The following is a 23,435-nucleotide window of genomic DNA, read 5'->3' on the forward strand; positions in this document are numbered from 1 at the left end:
GTGAATTGGAGCCGACAATCACCTATTTTTGAACTCTTTGATCCAACCCTAGCAGAAACCATCCCAGATGTGATCGGCTTGTGGGCAACTAATCCTGGAACAACAGATGCAGCCGTTAATTTTACATTGAATTCCGAGACGGTTATAAATGCCCCTTTATGGCGAGCCAATTTTCCCTCGGATCTAAGCAAGGCAACCTTACACCTAACCCATAGCGAAGAGATACTCAGCCAATCCCAGAAAGCACTAGTAACAGCGATTGATCGGGTGCATCGGCTAATTCACACTATCGCTTCTGAGCCTGATCTAGCTTTCGATCTGGTCTCAGTTGACGAGGCACAACCACAGCCAGAACGTGAACTGTTGGCATCTCTGCAAGCGATTCAAAAACCAGATATGCCCACCAGTTTTGGAATTGGGGAAGAGATTGCTGCGTTTCCACATCGGACATTTGAGCAGTTCCAACCCTTCATAGAACGATTGTTGCAGGTAGTCGCCCATTATGCCTGGATAGAAACCCAAGTGGAAGGTCAAACCCTGGCGCAAACTTCGGTTGGTTGGTTAACAAATGTTGCTAGCATCTGGCAAACGGGATTGAGTGCCACACAGGTCAGCCTACATCAACGCACATTGTCTCTAGCTTTGGCTTCCAGAGATGCTTTATTGCAAATTTTCCACATCGCAGTTCAAACCGCGCTCAAATTGTCTGTCCTTGTCAGTGTGCCAGGTGGGCTGATCTTGGTACTTCCCGTGGCATGGCAATTTATCAATCGGATAATGACTCAATTAAGGAAGGTTGACTCATGAGCACATTTGAGATTGCCATCCAGAGAAAGTTTGAAGATGCCTGGCCTGTTGTTACCAAATTTAGATCTGTAGATGGGCTAACCATCCACGCAGAAGGCACTTTTCGGTTCAGTGTGGATGAGTTTAATCAGTTAATTGAGCTACAAGACGAAGCAGAAGAATATGGCACACTCTTGGGCAAGCGGCTGTTTAAAGAAGAAGTCCGGGATGCCTTAATCACATCTCGTAGTAAGACTCCAGATTGTCTCAGAGTTTTGCTCTCAATTGAAGTAGACAAAAAAGATCCGTTGAGAACCCTGCATTGGGAAAGGCTCTGCGTCCCCATTCAGTCTGGTGCTTGGAATCACTTAGCCCTTGATCAAAGATTGCCCTTTTCCCAATATATTCCAACGAGTCTGGATCGCCGCTTTCCCCCCATCGCGCGGCGCGATCTGCGGGCGCTGATACTGGTGGCTTCACCAGAAAATTCAGAGCAATTCAAATTAGCCCCTTTCAATATCGAGACAACTGTAGCAGCTGTGAGATCGGCGTTGGGAGAAATTCCTTGCGATGTGCTGGCTAATAAGGTTGATGGGGCAATCGGTGCGCCCACACTTGACCAACTCTGTGAACAATTAACCAACGCTCAACAACCTTACACCCTGCTCCATATTGTCTGCCACGGCAGACTGATGACAGATGGCGAGGGTGATACTGGTCTCTACTGGGCAACTGACAAAAATCAAGTAGAGCTAGTATATGGGAAAGATTTACTGAAACGGCTAGGTCAAATCGGCGGGAAAAATGGACTCCCTCACTTGACCTTTCTCTCTACTTGCGAGAGTGCTGATCCTAGAGCAGAACGAGCCTTAGGAGGATTAGCCCAGCGATTGGTGCGAGACTTAGCTATGCCTGCTGTGGTTGCGATGACCCGTAAGGTCAGTATTGAAACCGCCTTGGCCCTAGGACAGCGTTTTTATCAGCGGCTGAGAGAGTCAGGTGAAGTAGATTTGGCACTACAGGAGGCAACAGCCGGTCTGGGAAGTCGCCGTGATATTGTGGTTCCAGCCTTGTTCAGCCGCCTGGGGGAACGGCCCTTGTTCAGCGATCGCTTGGAAGGTCGAGAACTGACCGATGCAGAGATCGAGTTTGCCATCGCAGAGTTTCAAAAGCTAATTGACGCTCGTGCTCCCCAAGCCACAAAGCTGAAAGAGAGTTTCAATCTACAGAAGGAAACTCTGAAAACTTTTCGGGGAGCCGAATCTAGCAGTGGTCTGGATAAACGTAAGCAGGCACTAAAGGAACTCAACTATCTCTGCGAGCAGGTGCTGGAAATTAGCTTTGATGCCTTAGCTGCCCTAGGTAAAGAACCCCCTGCATACAAGGCTGAATGTCCTTTTCCAGGCTTATCCTCCTTTGCTGGAGTAGAATATCACAAGTTTTTCTTTGGCCGGGATGAGCTGATTAAATCGCTCCAAAAGGAACTAGTTAAAGACAATTTCTTAGCTGTGTTAGGCCCTTCAGGTAGTGGTAAATCTTCAGCCGTGTTAGCCGGGTTAATTCCGCAACTCCAGCAGCAAGAGCCAGCCTTAAAGTTAGCCTATCTGACGCCAACCAGCGAACCCCTGGATCAGCTAGAAGCCAGCCGATCCAGTGTAGTAGGTGAGGAATCTGCCGTGTTCGTGGTCGATCAATTTGAGGAACTGTTTACCCTCTGTACCGATGAAGACAAGCGAAATTCTTTCATCGATCGCTTATTGGATCTGGCTCAACAGCAAAAAGTCATTATTACCCTACGGACAGATTTTTTGGGTGAGTGTACTCGTTTCCGCAAATTAAGTCAGCGGATCGAACAGCGGCAAAAATTGATTGGCCCGATGGAATCAGCTGAATTGGGTAAAGCGATGAAAATGCAGGCAGACGAGGTGCTGCTGGAGTTTGAAACGGGCTTGAGTAATGCTATTTTAGCTGATGTCGAGGGTGAACCTGGTGCGATGCCGTTGCTGCAATATGCTTTGCAGGAGCTATGGAAGCGGCGGCGGGGACGATGGTTGTGCTACGACGAATACAATGCGATTGGGGGAGTGCAGCAGGCGATCGCCACCACTGCTAACGAGTTCTACAAGAACCTGACACCGAATGAACAACAACAAGTCAGGCACGTCTTCGAGCAGTTAACCCGTGTCGATGAGGATTTTGACCCGTCGAATCGGGAGGATCAACCTAAGGATACACGCAGGCGAGCTACACGCAATCAACTGGTAACAGAAAGTAGTAACCTGAATCAAACCAGAAACCTGGTGGCAAAATTAGCCAATGCCCGATTAGTGATCGCAAAGGGCGATGAAGTAGAGGTTGCCCATGAAGCCCTCATCCTCCACTGGCCACTGTTACAGAGCTGGTTAACCGAAAGCAGACCTCGCCTCAAACTTCAACAGCAGCTCCGATCCACGATTAAACGATGGCAAGAAAGTCAGGATGACGGGGAATTGTTGCGCGGTGGGCTATTGCAAACAGCTATAGCCTATCTACAGGAGGCTCCCGATGCCTTCAGCCAGGATGAAAAAGCGTTTATTCAAGCCAGTCAAGAGTTACCCCGCCGTCAACTGAAGCTTCCTACTGTACTAAAAACAAGTTTTGCAATGGCAGCAGTAGTTGCAGTGGTACGTATTCTGGGAATTATGCAGCCTCTAGAATTGGCTGCTTACGATCAAATGATGCGGCTTAAACCCAGCGAAGGGCAGGATAAACGATTCTTGATTATTGCAGTCAATGATAATGATATTCGGGAACAAGGCAACCGTAAGGAGGAAGGACAAAGCAGTGTTCTGAAAGATCCATCTCTCGAAAGGCTCTTGAAGAAGTTGCAGAAGAATCAACCCCGCGTTATCGGGTTAGATTTGTTGCGGGATTTCCCCGCTAGAACAAAGGAATTAGCTGTTCTCTTGGGGGAGAACAAGTATTTAGTTGGTATATGTACATCACCGGAAGGCACTAATAACCAGATTGGTCAAAGATATCCTGTAGAAATAAGAGACAAAATTTCAGAGCGCGTGGGCTTTAGCAATTTTATAGACAGTGATGTTACGCGCCGTCAACCTTTACTCAATCCAGTCATAGAGGAGAAATTTTGTCCTACCGAACATTCTTTTAACTTTGCGATCGCCCTTCGCTATTTGGAGGTAGAAGAAAAAGCTAAACCATACCAACCTTTGACGACATTGCAAGGAAAATATGCTAGTGATTTACAATTTGGCAAGACTTATATAAAACGACTCAAAGGTCTTGCTGGAGGATATCAAGGGAATCTATCTGAACCTAATACAGCCCAGCTATTACTCAATTATCGCTCTTCTGAGGGAACTCCTAAGAATTTCGGTGAAAAAATCAGTCTTGAAGACTTTCTGCGCTTAGATGACAAAAATTCTGAGCAAAAGGTTAAGGATAGGATTGTCATCATTGGTGCTGATAGCGAGGTTAGTGCAGACTATGTACCTACGCCTTACGGCCCATTAGCCGGACTGATCGTTCAGGCGCAAATGGTCAGCCAGATTGTCAGCGCAGTATTAGATAAACGCCCATTAATTTGGTGGTGGCCTGTTTGGGCTGACGTGCTTTGGATCGGTGTCTGGTCTCCAGTGGGTGGGCTAATTGTTTGGCGATTTCGACAACCTATGCAATGGGTGATGGGTGCAGCCTCTCTCACAAGCTTGGTAGGCATCTGCTATGTCATCTTTGCCTATCAAAGTGGCTGGATACCTCTTGTACCAAATATTTTCGCTCTAGTCGGCACGGCTGGAGTTGTAGCTTTCAAGACATTTAGACTTCGACAAGGCGGTTCTAGAAGAAAGATAAATGTTGCTAAAAGTCCAGGCTGAATGAGTGTGAGCAGCCTTGCAAATGTTTTCTGTAACCTTACTAATTAACAACAGACCATTATGATTCTTACTAAATTACTCTCCTGGATTAGTATTGTTATTTATACCCTCACTTTTTTTCTTAGCAGTTTCGCAATGTGGGTTCCACCGGTACAGGCGGCAGATTGTTTCTTTATTATTTTCTGTTCCTACAGCAAGAAGAGTAGTTTCATGAGTAAAGGCGGGGTCAGGCGGGGACCCTGCGCTGCCGAAGAGCTTGCATCTTTAATTGCCCTTGCGCCTGATACAAAGCTGAAATCAGACCCCATATCTACAGAAAAAGTGGGAGAAACGGTTGAGGGTTATCCAACATTTTGGTTTTATCTTCCTCCTTACGACTCTTCAATAAAATCAGCAAAATTTGTGCTGTTAGATGAAAACAGGCATCTTGTTCAAGCCCCTATTTATGCCGAAGTTCCTCAGGCTTCAGAAAAATCTCAGGTTTCTAAAAATCCAGGTATCATTGCCGGATTGACACTGCCAAGCAAAGAAAAAGCCCTGGAAGTTGGCAAACAATATAGTTGGTATTTCTCGATTTTGTGTGATTTTCAAAAGCCGTCCAGAAACCCTGAGGTAACTGGACAGATTCAACGAGTTCTTCCAGGCCCACTCCCCAGAGTTCCGGAACCCGCTTATATTGTTCATAACAATACTTACACAGGGACTGATGACATTAAGAGTGTGGTGTTTTATGATACTGTGACTCAGCTGGTTAAAAAACGTCGCACCTATTCATCTGACTGGAACGCTCTACTGAGCAAATCAGAGATTCCCAATTCTGTTAACACAGTTGAATTGAACATTCTAGACGATGCTCCAAAAAGCTGTGATTCGCTGGCTGTCTCATAGACATCTCCGAAAACAATTAAAGCCTTTGTCAATACCTTCGCCAATTTGCGAGGTTTGGGAATAGTGTTGACCTGAGTAAATACGATAAATTTGCTTAACTGAACCGTATTGAGATATATAGAACAACAACTGTCCAGTTATGGCGGCTATAAAAGGACACTCCTCATTCTCTACTCATCTCTGCCCTGCTTTAACCAAATACCATACCGCAGAGGAATTTTACCTGCAAGCGATACCTTCTCTTCTCTTTCAGAGACGCACTCGCGTTCGACAGGCAATGCCTTCGGCACGTCTTCTCTACGAGACGCACTCGCGTTCGACGAACGCTACCAGTTCATGGCGGGTACGCCAGCCATTGCAGAGTAAAAATATATCCAAATCTTTTGACTTTATTAAATGACTACCCAGGTAAAACAGGTAAAATGGGTAGTTCTCCGCTATCTTTAATCAAGCTATTCAGGGATGATTAATTCTATAGAAAGGCGCTGGCACAAATTTTAATTTTCGGCTGGCATTTAATAAACCGCATATAAAGCAAAGCCCTGAACTTTTATCGGGGCTTTTTAAATTTAACCTCATCAATTGCAACAAGTATTGAGTTCTATTCTTTCATTGAAGCGATAGGCCATGCCGGCATGGCAACTCTACCAGACGCAGTTCGCATTCGCGTTACCGCTTTCATGCAATAAGGTAATTTTTGAATTATTGCATTAACGATCAAGTTTACTTTGGCTGTCTCCACACAAGGTTGTACTCTCTCTCAACAGCTGCCAGCAGCAAAGCCTGCAAGGATGACAGATAAGGTTTGGTTTGGTTTGCTTTGCTTCCTCAATCCTTGCAACTGCAAAATATTTGAAACCCTTGATTTATTGTTACAATAGTATTAGTAATTAATAACCCCCAGAGGGTTAGTCTGAGCGCTATTGAGCTTACTCGTCGTCAGGAGATTTCTTATCTTCTTCGTCATCCTTGTCAAAATTTGTATTGCTGAGGGGGACTTATGGGTGAATCGAAACGCCGAAAGGCAATATTAGGCAATCACTATGGCTTGCCTAATATTTTCAATGAAGTCCAATCAATGTGGACGCAGATTAATTTCTCGCTCAAGCGAGTCAAAGATTCTGATAGTGGATGTTTACTTGTTCAATGTTCTAACAACGACCGAGGATTCCATCAAGACACTATTGCCCAAATTCAAAAAGAAATAGAAAATTGGAAATGTGATTTGGATATTCCTATCTTGATCCAAGTTCTCCCAAGGGGAGTTCAAAATTCAGGAATTAAACTTTTTGATGGGTTCGTTACCCTTTGGTGTAATTGTCCAGAATTTGAATTGTGGCGAGAAATATTTGAAACTAAACTCGATAAGTAAACTTCGTTGCATTAAATTATTGTTTCCTCGCTGCACCATCATTTTTGTTGCTTCCACTCGATTTTGTACTCCCTTTCAACAGCCGCCAGCAGCTTTGCCTGCAAGGATGACAGATAAGGTTTGGCTTGTTTTCCCAACCCCTGCAACAGCCAATCCACAGAAGAGTCACGGCTGGCCACTTGATGCAACTGCCGTAATCTCACACATAACTGCTGCATGAATTGGCAATCTTCATCAAGCAATTCCAGTAACTTCAGGTGTTCGATTTTTACAGTGTAGTCGCCGTCCCATGTCTGGACTGTATAACTATATTCGCCAACATGAGTTACCACTCCCCAATAACCCGCTTTACCCCTCAAGTCTGGATTATCTCTGGGCAGAAGAATGCAAATTTCACCAATATGGTAAGGATTGGGTACTTTCGTGCTTTCACGTATCCTATCTACAATATCTTTCACTATGCGACCAGATGGAATCTTATTCCCAGCTTGCTCTACTGCCTGTTGCCATACATCCGCTTGCACAGCCGGTTCCAACTCTGCTTTCGCCAAAAACCGCAATTGTCGTTCGTTGGTCGGCATTGGAATTTGCCGACCAATGGTCGGCAAAAACTTTTGAAGATTCTCATAAACCACAGTAGCCGAAATCTTTAAGTACGCTGCATCACGACTATAATTGAAGCGATCGCGGCAATACTCCTCAAAAGTCTGGTGCGTGGAACGGTACAATCTGCGATCCCGCAACTCCATCAGCGCCTGACCCGCTGACAAAAATGCACGTTCCACACGGCGCTCTAAATGCAGGCGTTCGCTTTGCTCTTCCTCGGTCAACTCTCTTATTTCAACAGCAGTAACCGTAATCGTTGCTGAAGCTGGATTTTCGTGCGAAGAAGGATCTTTTTTTGCAGAGTCGCTTGCTGGTTTTGGTTCGCCAGATACCGCAGGGATAACTTTCTTGCGTCTAGATGGTGGTTTGTTCATTGCCGCACCTCCAAACTGACAGCAGTCGAACAAATATTGAATTGTGTCATCATGGAATATAGAGTTTTTATTTATGCCCCCAACCTGTTTAAAGGATGAGGTTTTTCATTACTTTTTATATTTTGCACCGATGAAAGAATACTTTGACGAAAATCAGTCTAATACCACGATTAACAAGAAATACTTTATAAGTCAGGAGCCTGAATTCAATTCTGACTTCTGACTTCTGACAACTGAATTCAATTTCAGCTTATTCTAGAAAATACCCTCTTAACACACGGGTAAAACAACGGCTAATGATTGATTATTTGACAGCGAGTATTGCATTTTGGATGACTATATAAATCTCATCTAGGTTAAAACCCGTAGTTTTTCCGTATCGGGTTTGAGATGAGTTGTAATCCACAGTCGATATTTAGTTTTATTTAGAATGAAAGGGCTTATTTAAATTTTTTGAGCAAAGAAAAGAACTGATAAATAGGGTTTAGTAACATATCCCCCATGAACATTTAATATCTGTATAATAGCATCAGAAAAATCCTGCTTTTCAGTTTCAGTAAATTCTTGATAAGCAGTTTGAGTTTTCAGAAGACCTAGATATCGCTCTGCATCATAATCAATAGACCAAGGATATTGTTTTATCACTAGGTTTTTGAAACAAAAACTATTTAATATCCAGTTTTGTCTTTTTTTTATTAGTGATTCAACTGAGGATGGTTTAGCATTAGATATTGTTGTAGATACATATTTTGTAAACGTTTCTTTTAGCGCCTGAAATATTAAAGTATCGGGTAAAATAGAGAAATTCCAAAAAAACGCAATATAACCTTTTTCTTTTAAAGCTTGTGCAACTTTTGGATACCCTTTTTCACGATTTACCCAATGAAAGGCTTGAGCAGATATTGCTAAATCAAAGGCTTTTGGGCGTAAGTTCCAATCCTCTAAAGTCACTGTCTCAAATGTCACCTTTGGATATAAACGCATATTTTGAGATGCTATTGCAATCAGTCTTTCACCTGGCTCTAAACAGCAGATAGTATAGCCCTTTTCAGCAAATGGAACAGTTCCCTTACCTGTCCCTGTTCCAATATCTAAAATTGAAGCTGAATCTGGAAGATTAGCCATCTCAATTACATCTTCAATCAGTTGAGATGGATAGCTAGGGCGTGCTGCATCATAGATTTCTGCAACTTCATTAAAGGACTCACTACGTTTTCTGTTCATCACTGATAAATCCACAAACGTATTTTGCTCCCGATCGCTTTCGCTCGGATTTTAGAAAATATTAACAGTTTTACCACTAGAGAAAAAGCCTCTGTCTCCAATCCAATTTGACAAGACGCTACCGCTACTATTAATCTGTATAATTGGTAATCATTCGGGTGTAGGGTGCAAGTCTGTACTAAAAATAATTCAGAGACCAACCGAGAAACTTTTACCATGATTTATGACAAAAGCTTTATCCTGGCTTATTAAGGGCAGCACCTTGTTTTGTCTATTGCCTTGGGAGCCAATTGCGGCACAAATTGTTCCCGATGTAACCCTAAGAGTCAACTCCAGCGTCACACGAGAGAGTAATAATACCAGTGCGATAACGGGAGGAACCCAAGTCGGAAGCAATTTGTTCCATAGCTTTGGACAGTTTTCTGTACCCACAGGAAGCGCAGTCTACTTCAAAAATGCCCCAGATATCCAAAACATTTTGACAAGAGTGACGGGTAGCTCAATATCTAATATTGATGGTTTAATTCGAGCTAACGGCATAGCCAACGTATTTCTTATTAATCCCAATGGGATTATTTTTGGGCCGAATGCTTCACTGAACATTGGCGGCTCGTTTTTCGGCACTACTGCTAGTAATATTAAATTTGCTGATGGCATCTCCTTCGATGCTAAACCCCTTAGTGGTGCAGAACCGTTGTTGACAGTGAGCGTGCCTGTGGGATTAGGATTTGGGACAAATCCTGGAAATATTCGCGTCTTTGGAGACGGCCAAGGTATAAGAAAAACTTCAGACCTCATAGATACTAGTTCTGGTTTGCGCGTGCAGCCAAATCAAACCTTAGCTTTGGTGGGTGGTGATATAGTACTCTCACGTGGAACGCTTAAAACAACAGGGGGACAGATTGAATTAGGCAGCGTGGCTGGAGCGGGTTTGGTCAACCTGATTCCTACAGATAAAGGCTGGACGTTGGGATATTCAAGCATCTCAGCCTTTGGAGAGATCCAGTTGTCTGGAGCAGCAGCAGTTGATGCCAGTGGAAATGGTGGTGGCAATATACAAATACAAGCCATGAAGCTAATGCTAGACGGTGGTTCTCAGATTGAGTCCAGCACATTAGGAGCAGGAACGGGAGGAACATTGAAAATTAATGCTTCAGATTCAGTGAACCTTGTAGGATTAACAGAAGTTGATTCGTTTTTCAACACTGGTATATCGAGCCTAGTTTACCCAAGAGCTACCGGATCTGGTGGCAACATCAATATTGAAACTGGGCGGTTAAATGTCCGGGATGGAGCAGGGATCGCTGCTGGTACGTATGGCTTCGGAAATGCTGGTTCCATAGAGGTCTTAGCTCATGATTCAGTAGAAGTGCTGCGAAAACCAACAGCGAATGCAGGCAGTTCCATAACAAGTTTGGCCCAACGAGGATCTACCGGTTCTGGCGGTAACATCAAGATTGAAACTGCGCGGTTAAGTCTACGCTCTGGAGGAGTGATATCATCAGGCACATTTGGGCAGGGTTCGGGAGGCAACGTATCTATCACTGCTGACAAAGAAGTGCAAGTAACCGGAAAGTCATTAACTGGTAATTCTCCTAGCAGAATATCAGCTCGAACTGGAGGAACTGGAAAGGCCGGAAATCTGACAATCGAAGCAGAACGATTAACTGTCACTGATGGTGGGAGAGTAAATATTGGTGGTGAAAAAATTCCAAAAAATCTCAACTTTCAGCCAGGACAAGGAAATGCAGGAACCCTCCGAATCAACGCAGACAGTATCAATCTAGACAGAGGTACTATCACAGCTGGCACAGAAGGCGGCACCAAGGGCGAAGGAGGCGACATTTTCTTACACTCTGGTGACTTACAATTACGTGACAGTATCATTACTGCGACTGCTGGGGGTAATGGCGACGGCGGCAACATCACTATCAACACAGATATCCTAGTTGCAATAAAAAATAGCAGCATCACCGCAAATGCCTTTGAGGGTCGTGGTGGGAATATCACAATTAATGCTAAGGGACTATTCCTTTCCCTTAATAGCTTAATAACAGCTAGTTCCAAGTACGGAATTAACGGTACTGTTCAATATAACATCGCTGATACTAACATTACCCCTAGTCAACTAAAAGCAGAAGTAATTCCAATAACTCCTGAAATCACCCCAGTTTGTCAGGCACGAGCAGGCACAGAAGTAAATAGTTTTCGAGTTAGTAGTACTCGCAATCTCCAATCTAAGCCTAATAACCTGATGTCTAACAATGTTGAGCAAAGTAACTCTGTTCCAGTTCCAGCTTTGAATAATTCACATAATCCAAAATCATTAAGAAGTAACCAAGTTACACAAATCATAGAAGCCAACGTTTTGATTCGGGATTCTCAAGGAAATTTAGTTTTGACAACAGACCAAGCAAATCCAACCTGGGATAATGCTTCACTGTCTGCAAGTTCTTGTTTTTCAGAATTTCAGTGGTAAAAAGATATAAAAATGATCTCACTTCAATGTTGCTTTAAATATCTTTTCTCAGGCATTCTAGGGCTGTCTTTAATTTTAATTCAATCCTCTTCCCCTGCCCAGACTGTAAAAAAAGAAAAAGAATTTCTCAAAAATCAAGCGGCATCCCTGACTTCATCAGGTCACGAACAATTAGCTCTAGATCAGGCGAATGAAGCTTTAAAAACTTGGCAGGAATCTACCAAAATATATCGCCAACTAAACGACCAAGAGGGAATTACGGAAAGCCTGATTAATCAAAACCTTGCTTTCCAAGCATTAGGATTACATAAACAAGCTTGCAATACACTTTTAGAAGCTTTAAACTTTAATACAATTTTAGGTATTTGCGACACGACTTTGCAGCAACCTGCTCTTACTCAAAAAGAGCAACTCACGACATTAATTGGTAAGCAGGAAGCAACATCGGTTAACTTACTTGGATTACAGAATCTCGGAGAAGTCTTGCGGATTTTGGGAAAGTTAAATGAATCTGAAACAGTTCTACAAGAAACGTTAACGCTAGCAAAACTTGTATCTTCATCAAAGATTAGTGGGATTTATCTGTCTCTAGGTAATATTGAACAGACAATTTATCAGCAATTACAAGATAAATATTCTTGGATAGAGGAACCACTTTTTCGAGAGCAGATTGCTAACATTATTCCACAAAAAGCGCAAAAATCACTCTGGTATTACCAAACACTAGAAAACATCCCAAATATCTCAAAATCAGCTAAACTGCAAGCTCAGTTGAATCACTTAACTTTACTGATCAGTTGGGAAAAATGGCTCAGTCATCAACCAAATCAAGTGAACCTCCATCAGAAAGTTAATCAACAAATTAGAGTATTGGTAAATCAAATAGATGGCAATTCTTCTGCCTTTTTGGAGTTATCACCTGAGCCATCTATTCATGCTCGGTTGAATTTTGCTAATAACCTCAGCCAGATACCAGATGAACAATTGAAATCAGTAGCGATTCGATATGCTAAATTAGCATTGAAAATGGCTGAAACTATTAATAGTATCCGATGGTTATCCTATAGTTTTGGTACTTTGGGTAAAGTATCAACTCAAACAGAACAAAAACAGGCATATTTTACGAAGGCTTTAAGATTCGCTCAATCAATTCGGGCTTTGGATATTGCTTACGAATGGCAGCAGCAGTTAGGACTAATTTACCAAAAGCAGGGAAAAACTGAGTTAGCGATTCAGAACTATAATGCTGCGATCACAAACATGACTGAAGTGCGTGATAGTCTTTTGTCAACTAACGGAGATTTGCAGTTCTCTTTTCAGTCAGAAATGGAGCCGACATATCGTAATTATATGCGATTACTCTTAACATCACCTAATCCTGATTTAAAAAGAGTAATAGAGATAAATGAAGGATTGCAGATAGCACGCTTAGAAAACTTTCTCAGATGTGGCAAGCTTGACCTTGTTGCTTTGAATCAGCTTCAGAACCTCAAGAGCGCCCCAACAGTAATTCACATTATTGATTTAGGGGATACTATAGAAGTAATTGCTCAGTCAACAGATGGCTCACTTCACCACCATTCTATTGAATCTAAACTAGTTCGATTCCAGATAGATCATCTTTTAGAAGCTTTACAAAATGAAAATTTTTCTGAAGTAGGCGAAAGTAGTATTACTACTTCTTCTCAAGGAATTTATGAAAAGCTAATTGCACCAATAAAAACATATCTACCCCCATCAGGAACACTCGTATTCACTTTAGATAAATCTTTCCAAAGCATACCAATGGCATTGTTATATGATGGAAAACATTATTTAATAGAGCGTTACAGTATTGCAGAAACTTTAGGTTCCAGAATTAGACAACCTAGAGTCTTACATGAAAACCAGATGATAGCTTTAATAGCTGGACTATCAAAACTAAGCCCCAGTTCTATAGATCCAAATGCACCTAAAAATATGGAGAATTTGCTCCCATCTAAACAAGAAATAGAAAATGTAGAAAAACAAACTAAATCGTCAGTTGCCTTGTTAGACAAGAAGTTTACCCTTAAAAGGTTTAAAGAAGAACTAACTCAAAATAATTTTCCTATTGTACATATTACTACCCACGGTCAATTTAGTTCTGACCCACTCAAAACAGTACTAGTAGCCTATGACAAGCTAATTAATATTAGGGACTTTGACAGCTTAATCAGAGGTAAAACTGAAAATAGTCAAGATGCAATTGAGTTACTTGTTCTCAGCGCCTGCGAAACAGCTAAAGGCAACAAGCAGTCAGCAATGGGTATTGCAGGAATGGCTGCTACCGCAGGAGCGCGTAGTACTGTTGCTACTTTGTGGCGCGTGGATGCCGATTCTACCGCTTTGCTTATGCAAGAATTTTATAAAGGTTTGAACAATGGCTTGCCAAAAGCAGAAGCACTACGTCAGGCGCAATTAAGTTTACTGTCAAATCCTAAATATAAGAAGGCTTATTATTGGGGTGGGTTCCTCCTGGTTGGAAGCTGGTTGTAAAATTCCACTACTTGTAGCCCTAATTGGGCTTTTTGGAACTCTTTGGAATTATTGCTGCTTTTCGCTAACTCAGATGCCTTGATGTATTCGGATTTCGCCTCCTTTGGCAACTTGGCCTTCAGATAGCGATCGCCCAGTACTCTGTAAAGAGTCGGATTTTGGCTATTAGTTGCTGTTGCCATTTTTAACATCTCAATTGTTTCATTTAAAAGATTTTCTGCCGTATAAATAGCATCTACGTCAAGAATAGTTTCATCTGGAGGTAGCCCTAAGTCTTTGATGCGTTTAATCTTTTGTGCAATTTGTTCTTGCTTTGCTACAGACAATACGTCCACAAACGTTTCATCATAGCTAAAAGCTTGACCATCAATATATGCAAAGACATCTATTGTATATGGAGTACCCGGTTGAAATTCTTTTTCATCACTTGGGTAGGCAAGCCGAGTTTGATTTACAACTTTTTCCCATCCAAACTCGTAACTTTTTACTTTGACTTTGTAAGAAGTAGCACCCTTAACAGCAGTCCAAGTTATTTCTGGACGGGAATTCAATGTTGATGTGCTATAAGGAGAAATGATTGTTGGCTCATCGCTCCCTTCTGTGCCACCTTTTCGTATGTGACACGCATTAGTATTGGTTGGATTGCAAGTGGATAAGGCTTCGTCAGGTTCTGCACATTTATCAAGAGGAATAGTTCCACTAGATAAATTTAAAATGTTTCCAGAACTAAAGCATAAAAATTCTACATAATCACCATTCACAACTTCTATCGTATCTCCCTTACAAATTAAGCTCCCTGCTGACAAGTGCTTGTGACCCTTACTTATTATCCTTCCCATTTGTGGATCACAATGAACCTGATTTCTTCTTACTCTTATGAGCGGTACATTTGCTAGCAATGGTAGATGAATTAGTATTAGAGAAGTTAAACAGCACATTCCCCCAAAAAACATCAGCTTTTTCATTGTTTTACAAACATAATTTGTTTGAGCATCTTATCATTTATCAAGTATCCGATCTAGCAGTTCTTGTCTCCAGCGAAACACTTCTGGTAGGCTAGATTTAGTCAAGATACAAGCATCTATATAAGCTCTGGCGTAATTAAGTTGACCTAATGATTCTTCTATTTGAGATAGCAAACAATATGCATCTGTTCTTTCGCTATCTAACTTTGTTGCTTTTTCTAGATATCTTTCGGCTTCAGTTAACTTATTTTCCATTAACCTTGCCCATCCTAAATCTTTATACAGCGATGCTTGTAATTCCCGATTGTTAGTCTTCTGCAAACCTTTTAAAGCTAAAGTAGCTGCTGCTCTATGATCCCCTTTTTTATTTTTCAATCTTGCTAAAGCCGCAACAGCAAATATAGCTTGATCGCTACTTTTAATAGCAATTTCATATTGCTTTTCTGCTAAATCATATTCTCCCTGTCCATCATAAAAATCACCTAATCCGTAATGTGATTCCCATTTATTAGGTTTTAACTTAAAAATTATTTCGTAAGTTTTGTTAACACAATTATAGTCAGATAACTGCTGACACGCAATTGCTAAATTATTATACGCAGTATCGTCTTTCGGGTTGTACTTTATAGCTAGCTCGTAATTTTTTCTAGCAATCTTAGGGTTATTTTGATGCTGTAAACCCTTCTCAAAGTAAAAAATTGAGACTGAATTATTTAAATTATGTTCATACTTTATTGCTCTTTGAAAGTCTTTTTCAGCATCAGCAATCCTATTTTCTTTATAAGCTTCTTTACCTTGATTTAAAAAATAATCTGCTACTGTGTATTTTAAGCTAGTATTCAAATATACTGCTTTTTGAAAATCGTTCTCAGCTTGGTCAATTTGATTTTCTTTATAAGCTTTTTTACCGGAATCTAAATAATATTTTGCTACTAGAGGTAGGGATGCATATATCAAACCAACAATACTTAGTAAACCTAATACAAACACACTCAGTTGAAACGGCTTTGATTTAATTACTCGATTAAACTTTGATTGATTAGGTAAGCGCTCCAAACGCTGTATTATTATTTGAGTACTTTGTGGGCGCTGCCCAACAAAAGGAGCCATCATATCATCAAGTAAATCAGCCAGAAATTTATCTATGTGAAGTGCTTTATCTCTCCAAATTAGTCTTCCTGTCTGCTCGTCCATTTTGATTTCAATCAAAGAAATACCTGTGACTAAGTAAACAAAAGTTCTACCTAAAGCGTAAAAGTCTGACTGTGGTACGGCTTGTCCATGAATTTGCTCTAAGGGAGAGTAACAAGCTGTCCTAACAGCAGTTATTCCGTAACCATTACCGAATCCTGTAGTAGTTCCTCCACTGGTACTGACTTTGGCAAAGTAGGTTCTACTAAGCTGTCTTGCTCCACCAAAATCAACAAGTGCTAAATTCCCGTCGGGTTGATGAACAATGTTTTCTGGTTTGATATCTCTGTGGAAGAAACCAGACCGATGAACTAAATCAAGAATCTCCATCAACTGTAATAACCATTCATAAGCCATTTCTTGGCTAATTCGTCCATAAGATTGTACCCACTGAGTTAAATTCTCTCCTTCAAACTTATGCATAACTAGACAATGTAGTTCTAGAAGATTATCATTCAGCCTAAATGTGAAATAATCTTCCCTATTAGACTTGGGAATTCCAGGATGGTCTAAGATTTGTAATATGAGTGATTCTCTTTTAAGTAGCTCAACTAACTTAGAATCATCAATCCATCTTAATACTTTCATTACTCTTATTTGAGGCTGAGGATGTTCTTCTGTGCCAATATCCTCAATTTCAAAGACATCTGTGTAAGTATATGGATTTTGCTCCAAAGAACGCAATGGGCGTAGCAAACGAATACGCCCGTTTATTATCAATGGATTTCCACATGCTAAACAATTTTCAGCGCTATCAGGATTATAACGTTGGGTACAAAGAGGATTTATGCAGTAGCCCACAAGGTAACTTCCCTTGTTTGTATTGTATCTGGTATTTTATGCACTAATCCCAATGGATCAACTAAAATATACTTCTTAATAGATGCTTGTAAACTATAACTAGCTTCTCGTTTGTTTGATTTACCAGCAATTTCAATTAACGAGCGTTGTTCTAAAACTTCTATTGCTGTTATTAGTTCAAAAACTGACAACTTGAAATCTACTCGCTCTTTTAAATTATCAATGAGTTTAGAGAATTGAATATAAGTCGAGTTTTCTGACATTTCTTCTGCCAAATAAATCATTATTTGCCTTTGAAGATTACTTAAAAGTCCAACTTGTCCAAATTGCTGATGTAGCATTGTTTCAAGTTGAGGATCAATCATAGTAGTTTGATATCTAAAAAATGTTTTCACATTCCCCTCAAAAAAACGATTAATTCTATCAGCCAACGCTTCTAAACTTGATGGATTCCCAGAATAATTTTCAACTAATCGCTTACATTCCTGTCCAGTTAAACCTTTTTCTTGTAATATTTGCATTCCTGCGTTTACATCTAAACCTTCTAATTTGAAAGACCGAATAGGTAGTTTTGTAGTCACAGAAGCAAATTCTTTTAAAGGCAACTGACTTGTTATAATAATGCAGCTTTCATGCTTCCCTTCTGTAAGTTTTAAAAGGAATTTTTCATATTGTAATCTTTTTCCAAAATCATCGGCTAACAATAGCTTTTCAAATCCATCAATTACTAGTAGACAACGATGTAAGTGAAGCTGTTTTGATAGTAAAGATATGCTATCTATAAAAGAGTTTTCACTTGCTTCTATGTCTACTTGAAAAATTTTATTTAAATCAATGACTAACTCATCAATTGACAAAGAATGATTAATTGTTTTCCAGATTATACATTCATATATACTACTTAAAGAATCAAAAGTTATTTCTTCAACCAATCTAGAGGCTAATAAAGTTTTTCCTATTCCTCCAACTCCAGTAAAAACTATACAGCGTTCTTTAAATAGAGTAATTTGTTTCTTAAAATAGTTAATTTCATCCTTTCGTCCATAAAAAGATTTTATTTTAGGTAGTTCCCCATAAATTCTAATATTGCCAACGAAACTATCGTTATCCAATCTGGATGCCTCTTCCTTCCGATAATCGCTCTTTGCTAGCTTAAGCAAAATAGATTTCAAAGATATTTTTGTTACTTTCACTCCATCACCAATAATTACTGAAAGCATACTCCATAGTGGTGGAGCTACTTTCTGCTGCAAATAGTATGCGTTATACCCCGAATCACTTGCCATCTCTTTATAATCTTTACTATCCCAAACTCCCTTAATAAGAACTTTTTCTACTTCTGTTAAATACCTTCCCGTAGATTGAAACACTTGTTCTTCTAATACAGCTAATACTCTTTTTACGTCTAAAACTTGGCTTGAATTCATGCCGACTTTTCCTTACGTAAGTAGGTATATATAAAGTTATATTTTACTCCATAGTACTTAAAACATCTACAAAATTCACAATTATTAACTGAAGCTAGGTTCTCAAATTACCTTTCTGGGCTATATTGATTTAAATGCTACATCTTAATAGGGAGATTTAACGCATCTCTAGTACATTATCCGGTCTAGCTTGAGCATAAAAGTGTGAAAGAAGTTGACCAACGTCAACCAAGGAACACCGCCTGCGGGTATTTTTGATCACTGATTAATTCAATGGGTTTGTTTTGAAAAGCTTGTGTTTAGGTATCTTAACTTAAACCAAATATCTTCTGCGAATACATTTGAATGAAAGCTCTTACCTCGACCGAGTAAGACGACCAGAACTTCTGTAAAATCAAGCTAATTGAAAGGAGGCATGGAGGTGAAGATACAACAGTACGACTGTTTAATGCAGAAAGCGCCACTAAGGAGTCGCGCTTTCTACGTATTGCAAATTTCATATTGATCTAGAGCGGGTTTGATCTCGAAGGAACAAAAGAAGTTGTCGCTAAAGTTTGGCCACTGGTGCGACTACTAAATTGTCCGAGAGTTTTTACCGCGCTACCAGATCCATTATAGGGTCTGCCGCCTGGAAAGTCCATTCCCTGCGGTGTGTTTTTGCTGTCGAAATTCATAAATTTTAGGTAAAGTTAAGTTTGGTTAAGAAATATCCCGAATTTTGTAGTTAAAAGCAGTGGTAGCGCGAATAATAGTTACCAGTTATCAGTTGGGAGTAGAGTCCAAGATTAGATAACTGATAACTGATCCAACCCCCTCTGAACTTGTCAACCGAGTTATCAGGGGAAAATATCATGACAAACAGAGAACGCCCCAAGAGCGCAGTAGTAGAGCGCATGGGGTCGAGTGCAGCTTTCGCATGGCAATTTTGTGCTGTGACGAAGGGAAATTTTCGGAATATCCAGGCTAGAGTAAGGGTTTCGCAGCTTGAAAGAGTTCTCTCCAAAAAATTCCTTGGAGAGAACCGATGAACCATACCCCGAAGAAAACGGGGGAAAGGGAAAAGGGAAAAGGGAAAAGGGATGGGGAAGAGTTAACAAATTCTTCCTCCCCTTCCCCTTTGCCCGTTACCCTTGACCCAGGCGCAGCCTCTCCAACTGAATATCTAAACAATCTCACGGCTGCGGAATACCATGAGTTGTTAGCTGGTAGCGCCATTCATCCGGCGTTGATTAAGCGCAACTTCTTTCACGTTGAGGGAGAATCAGTTTATGATTTCCTGTTCATATCTGATAAAATCCCACGCAAGAATGCGGGTCGGGTAACAGATGGATACATCAAAATGTATCAGCACCTATTACTGGGTGGAACCTGGATTCAGTCACTTGACCCGTTTAAAAACTGGCAACCGATGGAGTGGGGAAGGATCAAGCCCAACTTCCCGCGCATTGATTGGCAAAAAGGCAAGCCAGTTAAGTACGAGTCACCCCCCAAAACCCCCAACCGTGTTACCTACTTTGATGTCGCTAACCCCATTTGGGACAAAGTTGCAAAACGCTATCTAATTAAGCGCTATCATTCGCTTTTAGCGCTGCGCTTGCTGGATCAACTCAATCCACTAATATTTTGGGAGTGGGTAAAGCAACATCCAGAGATTCCGATTATCTTATGCGAGGGTGAGAAGAAAGCCGCTTGCTTGCTTAGTTTAGGGTTTGTAGCGATCGCACTTCCGGGAATTTGGAACGGGCGCGTGGGCAAACAGGATTTTGATGAACGGTTGCATCCTGACTTAGTACCAATGGCTCAGGCGGGACGCAGGTTCATTATTTTATTCGACTACGAAACTTCTTCTAAAACCAGGTGGTCGGTGTTTCAAGCCACTGTTCGCACTGCAAAAGCAATCGAATCGGCAGGTTCTGAATGTGAAGTTGCGCTGTTGCCGGGGCCAGAAAAAGGTGTAGATGATTTCGTGGTAGCCAGGGGTGAAGATGCCAATGCTCTGCTGACTGCAATTATAGACGATGCTAAATCACTTCCTGATTACCAGCGCTCATATCGGGCTAAGAAATGGGGACTTAGCAAATACAAACCAGATGTCACTGTTAATGTTAAGTATCTTTCTGAGGCTTTGTGCATTCCTGACCTTGAAGAAAAATGCTCATCCGTCCCTGAGCTTTATGATATTGCACAAGAACAATTGTTTACACCTTCGGTTAAAGGACATTTCAGAAAGGAGAAGTCTATAGATTCTGGCGGAGTTGATTCAGACAAATCGAAGAAATCCCCTAGCTTCAATTTTCCAAAATCAGGACTAGTCGTACTCTGGAGCGACATGGGTACTGGTAAAACTGAACTTATGCGCTGGTGGCGTGACCAAAACCCCGACGCGCGGTTCCTCAACAATGGGCATCGGGTTAACTTGCTGAAAAATCTTGCCGAACGACTCAAAACTGCCATGTACTCCGACTTGGGTTACACAGGTTTAGCCCAGGCCCAAGCCCTTAGTATTACTATTGACAGTTTGCATAAGCTGAATACCCAGTCTCTCACCTACGGCTGCATATTTATAGATGAAGCCTGCCAATACCTCACCCACCTACTACACAGTAATACTTGCAAACAACATCGCGCCGCCATCTTGGAGGTACTGGAATATATAGTATACAACGCGCCGTTAGTGGTGATTGCCGATGCACACATGGATGATTTAACGGTAAACTTCTTTCTTGCAATGCGACCAAAAGGTGAAGTACCTTACATCATTAAAAACGAATGGCGAAACGGTTCACGCACAATTTATTGGTACGAGGGGGATAATTCAAGCGCTCTAGTCGCCCAAATCTCGGCAGCGTTAATGCTTGGTGAGAAAGTCATGGTTGCAAGTGACAGTAAGCGTTTTATCAAAAAACTCGACAAATCCTTTACTATCAAGTACGAAGAATCTAGTAGTTCGCTAAGTGAACTTGGCAGGGTGCATGTTAAAGGGGATACAACTCTTGGAGAGGCTACGCCAACGACTGCGCTCAGTAACCGGGAAAAGGAAGAATTAACAGATTCCTCCTCCGTCCTTTCCCCCTTACCCCTTACCCCTTGCCCAGCCCGTAGGACTTCATACCGCATTTGGTCGGTTCACTCTGACAATTCTGGCAGTGATGAGAATGTCGCTTTCATCAAAGATATCACCAACGCCGTCAAAAACTTTGATGCCTTGTTCACCTCTCCCAGTCTCGGTACTGGGGTTGATATTTCTGAGTATCATTTTGATTTAGTGTTCGGTGTGTTTCACGGCGTTTCCCAAACTGCTACCGAATGTGCCCAACAGCTTTACCGTTATCGTCCAAAAGTCCCGTTTCATATTTGGGTGGCCCCGCGTCCTCCCTTTGGCTACCAAGATACAAACGCATCCAAGATTAAAGAGCGCTTGCTCCAAACCAATGAAATGACCGCTTTTCTGTTGCGGATTGACCGTCAAACAGGCAAACGCGGAGCAGAGAAAGATTGGGCGCTTGAGGCTTACTGCCAAATTATGGCTAACCGCCACTATTCTCTTAATAATCTGCGTGATGATTTGCGATCGCTCCTCACCGAAATGGGCAATACCTTTATATATGTGGGCAGTGATTCAGATCCTCAATCTCTTGAAAGTCTTAAAGCAGCAGCACAAGCTTTAGATAGTGCCCACAATTCGGCTGTTGCCAAGGCCAAGAATATTACTTTGAGCGAGTACCGTGCCCGTCAGAGCAAAGATTACCTTGACCCTAATGAAATTTTTGAATGTGAAAAGTTCCGCATTTCTGATTCTTACGGCATCGAAGTAACCGAATCACTCGTAGAAATGGATAAAGGTGGCCGCTTAATTAGAGCCCTAGCCGGACTTGAGGCCATTTTAGCCCCACCCGAAGAATCGTTTACTGACCCCAAAACTGGGCAAACTTATCCTACGCCACCAACAATTGTCACCCAAAAAGACCGCACCGAACGGGACAATCTACCTTTGTGCATCGACTGGGGTAATTACTCCGCACGGTGGTTGGCGCGGTTTAATCTGGGGCTGCATCAGATTCTTAAACGTTTAATGAAGGGTGATGAATTTACTGCCGATGACCCCACTTTGCTCAAGATGAGGGAGATCGCTATACATTGTGCTGTTCACGTCAAAGCAATTCTTGGGTTTACTATTCCCAGTGACTGTAAACCTATTTGGTTGCTGGCCACAATGCTAGAGCAGCTGGGGCTAAAACTGACTTTCCGCAAGCAAGGTAAACGGGGGCAACAGGTGAAACTTTTTTCTTTATCTAAAGAGGAATTAGAATTTGCAATGCATGTAATTGCTCATCGCCATCATCAACGGGAGCAAAAAGCTCCAATGAGCAATGGGCTACGCCCCGCTTCGCTAACGCAGTTCGCAGTTCGCACTACTTCGGCTACGCTCAGTACAAGTTCGCAATTAACTTCAAGAAATTGCGAATTGCGAATTGACAATTGCGAATTGGTATCCACACCCCCCCTTGATGCTATAGGGAACTCCCATTGCCAAGGGGAGGATACTACCGAATTTGAGTCGCCTCCGACCGATCGCATTACTCTACTTCATTGTGTGGAAATGCTACGCTCTGGCATTAAGCAGGGGGTGGACGCGATTAAGGGCATCCTTAAGCGATGGGTTGAGGATTTGCGCTGGGATACCGTGCTGGAACTTGAAGCGATCGCGGCAAATGAACTGCGACTTGTCGAGGCAGCAGTACCGGAATTTTATGCCTTGCTGAATGAAGAGGTGTTGCCGATGGAGGGATAAAGCCTACGCCGCGACTGAGTTACGTAAATAAAGAGCAATCTGTGCCTCATTTTTATCATTGGCTATCGCTTGAGGTGTTGCCGATGGAATTGTAAATGACTTTTTGGGAAAATCCTTATAGTCTTTATCTGGCAT

The 23,435-nt window shown here is 41.6% G+C and carries 13 protein-coding genes; 7 read left to right on the forward strand and 6 right to left on the reverse strand.

The annotated features are described in order from the left end of the window. The 4 genes from RMY64_RS14780 (at position 1) to RMY64_RS14795 (ending at position 6,924) form a co-directional block, all read left to right on the forward strand. A complete protein-coding gene (locus RMY64_RS14780; protein WP_322700402.1) occupies positions 1–807 on the forward strand; it encodes a hypothetical protein in 807 nt (268 codons plus the stop codon). Then, complete coding sequence (locus RMY64_RS14785) at positions 804–4,664, forward strand: CHASE2 domain-containing protein (protein ID WP_322700403.1); 3,861 nt, start codon at positions 804–806, stop codon at positions 4,662–4,664. Before RMY64_RS14780 ends, RMY64_RS14785 begins: the two co-directional genes overlap by 4 nt. A 60-nt stretch (positions 4,665–4,724) precedes the next feature. Beyond that, on the forward strand, positions 4,725–5,552 hold the full coding sequence (locus tag RMY64_RS14790; protein ID WP_322700404.1) for a DUF928 domain-containing protein: 828 nt from the start codon (positions 4,725–4,727) through the stop codon (positions 5,550–5,552). A 1,000-nt stretch (positions 5,553–6,552) separates the two neighbouring features. Beyond that, the gene (locus RMY64_RS14795; RefSeq protein ID WP_322700405.1) at positions 6,553–6,924 is read left to right on the forward strand and encodes a hypothetical protein; all 372 of its coding nucleotides are present in this window, start codon (positions 6,553–6,555) and stop codon (positions 6,922–6,924) included. 38 nt (positions 6,925–6,962) lie between these two features. Here the strand turns inward: RMY64_RS14795 and RMY64_RS14800 are convergent, their stop codons facing one another. After that, positions 6,963–7,904: a hypothetical protein gene (locus RMY64_RS14800; protein WP_322700406.1), complete on the reverse strand. Its 942-nt coding sequence runs from the start codon at positions 7,902–7,904 to the stop codon at positions 6,963–6,965. A 444-nt stretch (positions 7,905–8,348) separates the two neighbouring features. Continuing rightward, complete coding sequence (locus tag RMY64_RS14805) at positions 8,349–9,143, reverse strand: methyltransferase domain-containing protein (protein WP_322700407.1); 795 nt, start codon at positions 9,141–9,143, stop codon at positions 8,349–8,351. 208 nt (positions 9,144–9,351) lie between these two features. Between RMY64_RS14805 and RMY64_RS14810 the strand changes: the two genes are divergently transcribed. Together RMY64_RS14810 and RMY64_RS14815 are read left to right on the forward strand one after the other, a co-directional pair. After that, positions 9,352–11,607: a filamentous hemagglutinin N-terminal domain-containing protein gene (locus RMY64_RS14810; protein WP_322700408.1), complete on the forward strand. Its 2,256-nt coding sequence runs from the start codon at positions 9,352–9,354 to the stop codon at positions 11,605–11,607. Between the two features lie 12 nt (positions 11,608–11,619). Next, positions 11,620–14,124, forward strand: a complete 2,505-nt coding sequence (locus RMY64_RS14815; RefSeq protein ID WP_322700409.1) for a CHAT domain-containing protein — start codon at positions 11,620–11,622, stop codon at positions 14,122–14,124. Here RMY64_RS14815 and RMY64_RS14820 read toward each other — a convergent pair. From RMY64_RS14820 to RMY64_RS14830, 3 genes are all read right to left on the reverse strand, one after another. Continuing rightward, positions 14,085–14,963, reverse strand: coding sequence for a hypothetical protein (locus tag RMY64_RS14820; protein WP_322700410.1), 879 nt, complete (start codon positions 14,961–14,963; stop codon positions 14,085–14,087). The genes RMY64_RS14815 and RMY64_RS14820 overlap by 40 nt on opposite strands. A 159-nt stretch (positions 14,964–15,122) precedes the next feature. After that, positions 15,123–17,081 carry a protein kinase domain-containing protein gene (locus RMY64_RS14825; protein WP_322700411.1) on the reverse strand — a complete coding sequence of 653 codons (1,959 nt, stop codon included), beginning with the start codon at positions 17,079–17,081 and terminating at the stop codon, positions 15,123–15,125. Further along, a complete protein-coding gene (locus RMY64_RS14830) occupies positions 17,066–18,508 on the reverse strand; it encodes an NB-ARC domain-containing protein (RefSeq protein WP_322700412.1) in 1,443 nt (480 codons plus the stop codon). The genes RMY64_RS14825 and RMY64_RS14830 overlap by 16 nt, the downstream gene beginning before the upstream one ends. A gap of 1,024 nt (positions 18,509–19,532) precedes the next feature. On the opposite strand from RMY64_RS14830, the gene RMY64_RS14835 reads away from it, so the two are divergent. Further along, positions 19,533–23,300 (forward strand): DUF3854 domain-containing protein, encoded by a 3,768-nt coding sequence (locus RMY64_RS14835; protein ID WP_322700413.1) that lies wholly within the window; start codon positions 19,533–19,535, stop codon positions 23,298–23,300. A gap of 3 nt (positions 23,301–23,303) precedes the next feature. Here RMY64_RS14835 and RMY64_RS14840 read toward each other — a convergent pair whose 3' ends face one another. Beyond that, positions 23,304–23,435 (reverse strand): hypothetical protein, encoded by a 132-nt coding sequence (locus RMY64_RS14840; protein WP_277926955.1) that lies wholly within the window; start codon positions 23,433–23,435, stop codon positions 23,304–23,306.

The organism is Nostoc sp. DedQUE08, assembly GCF_034530895.1.
GTDB lineage: Bacteria > Cyanobacteriota > Cyanobacteriia > Cyanobacteriales > Nostocaceae > Nostoc.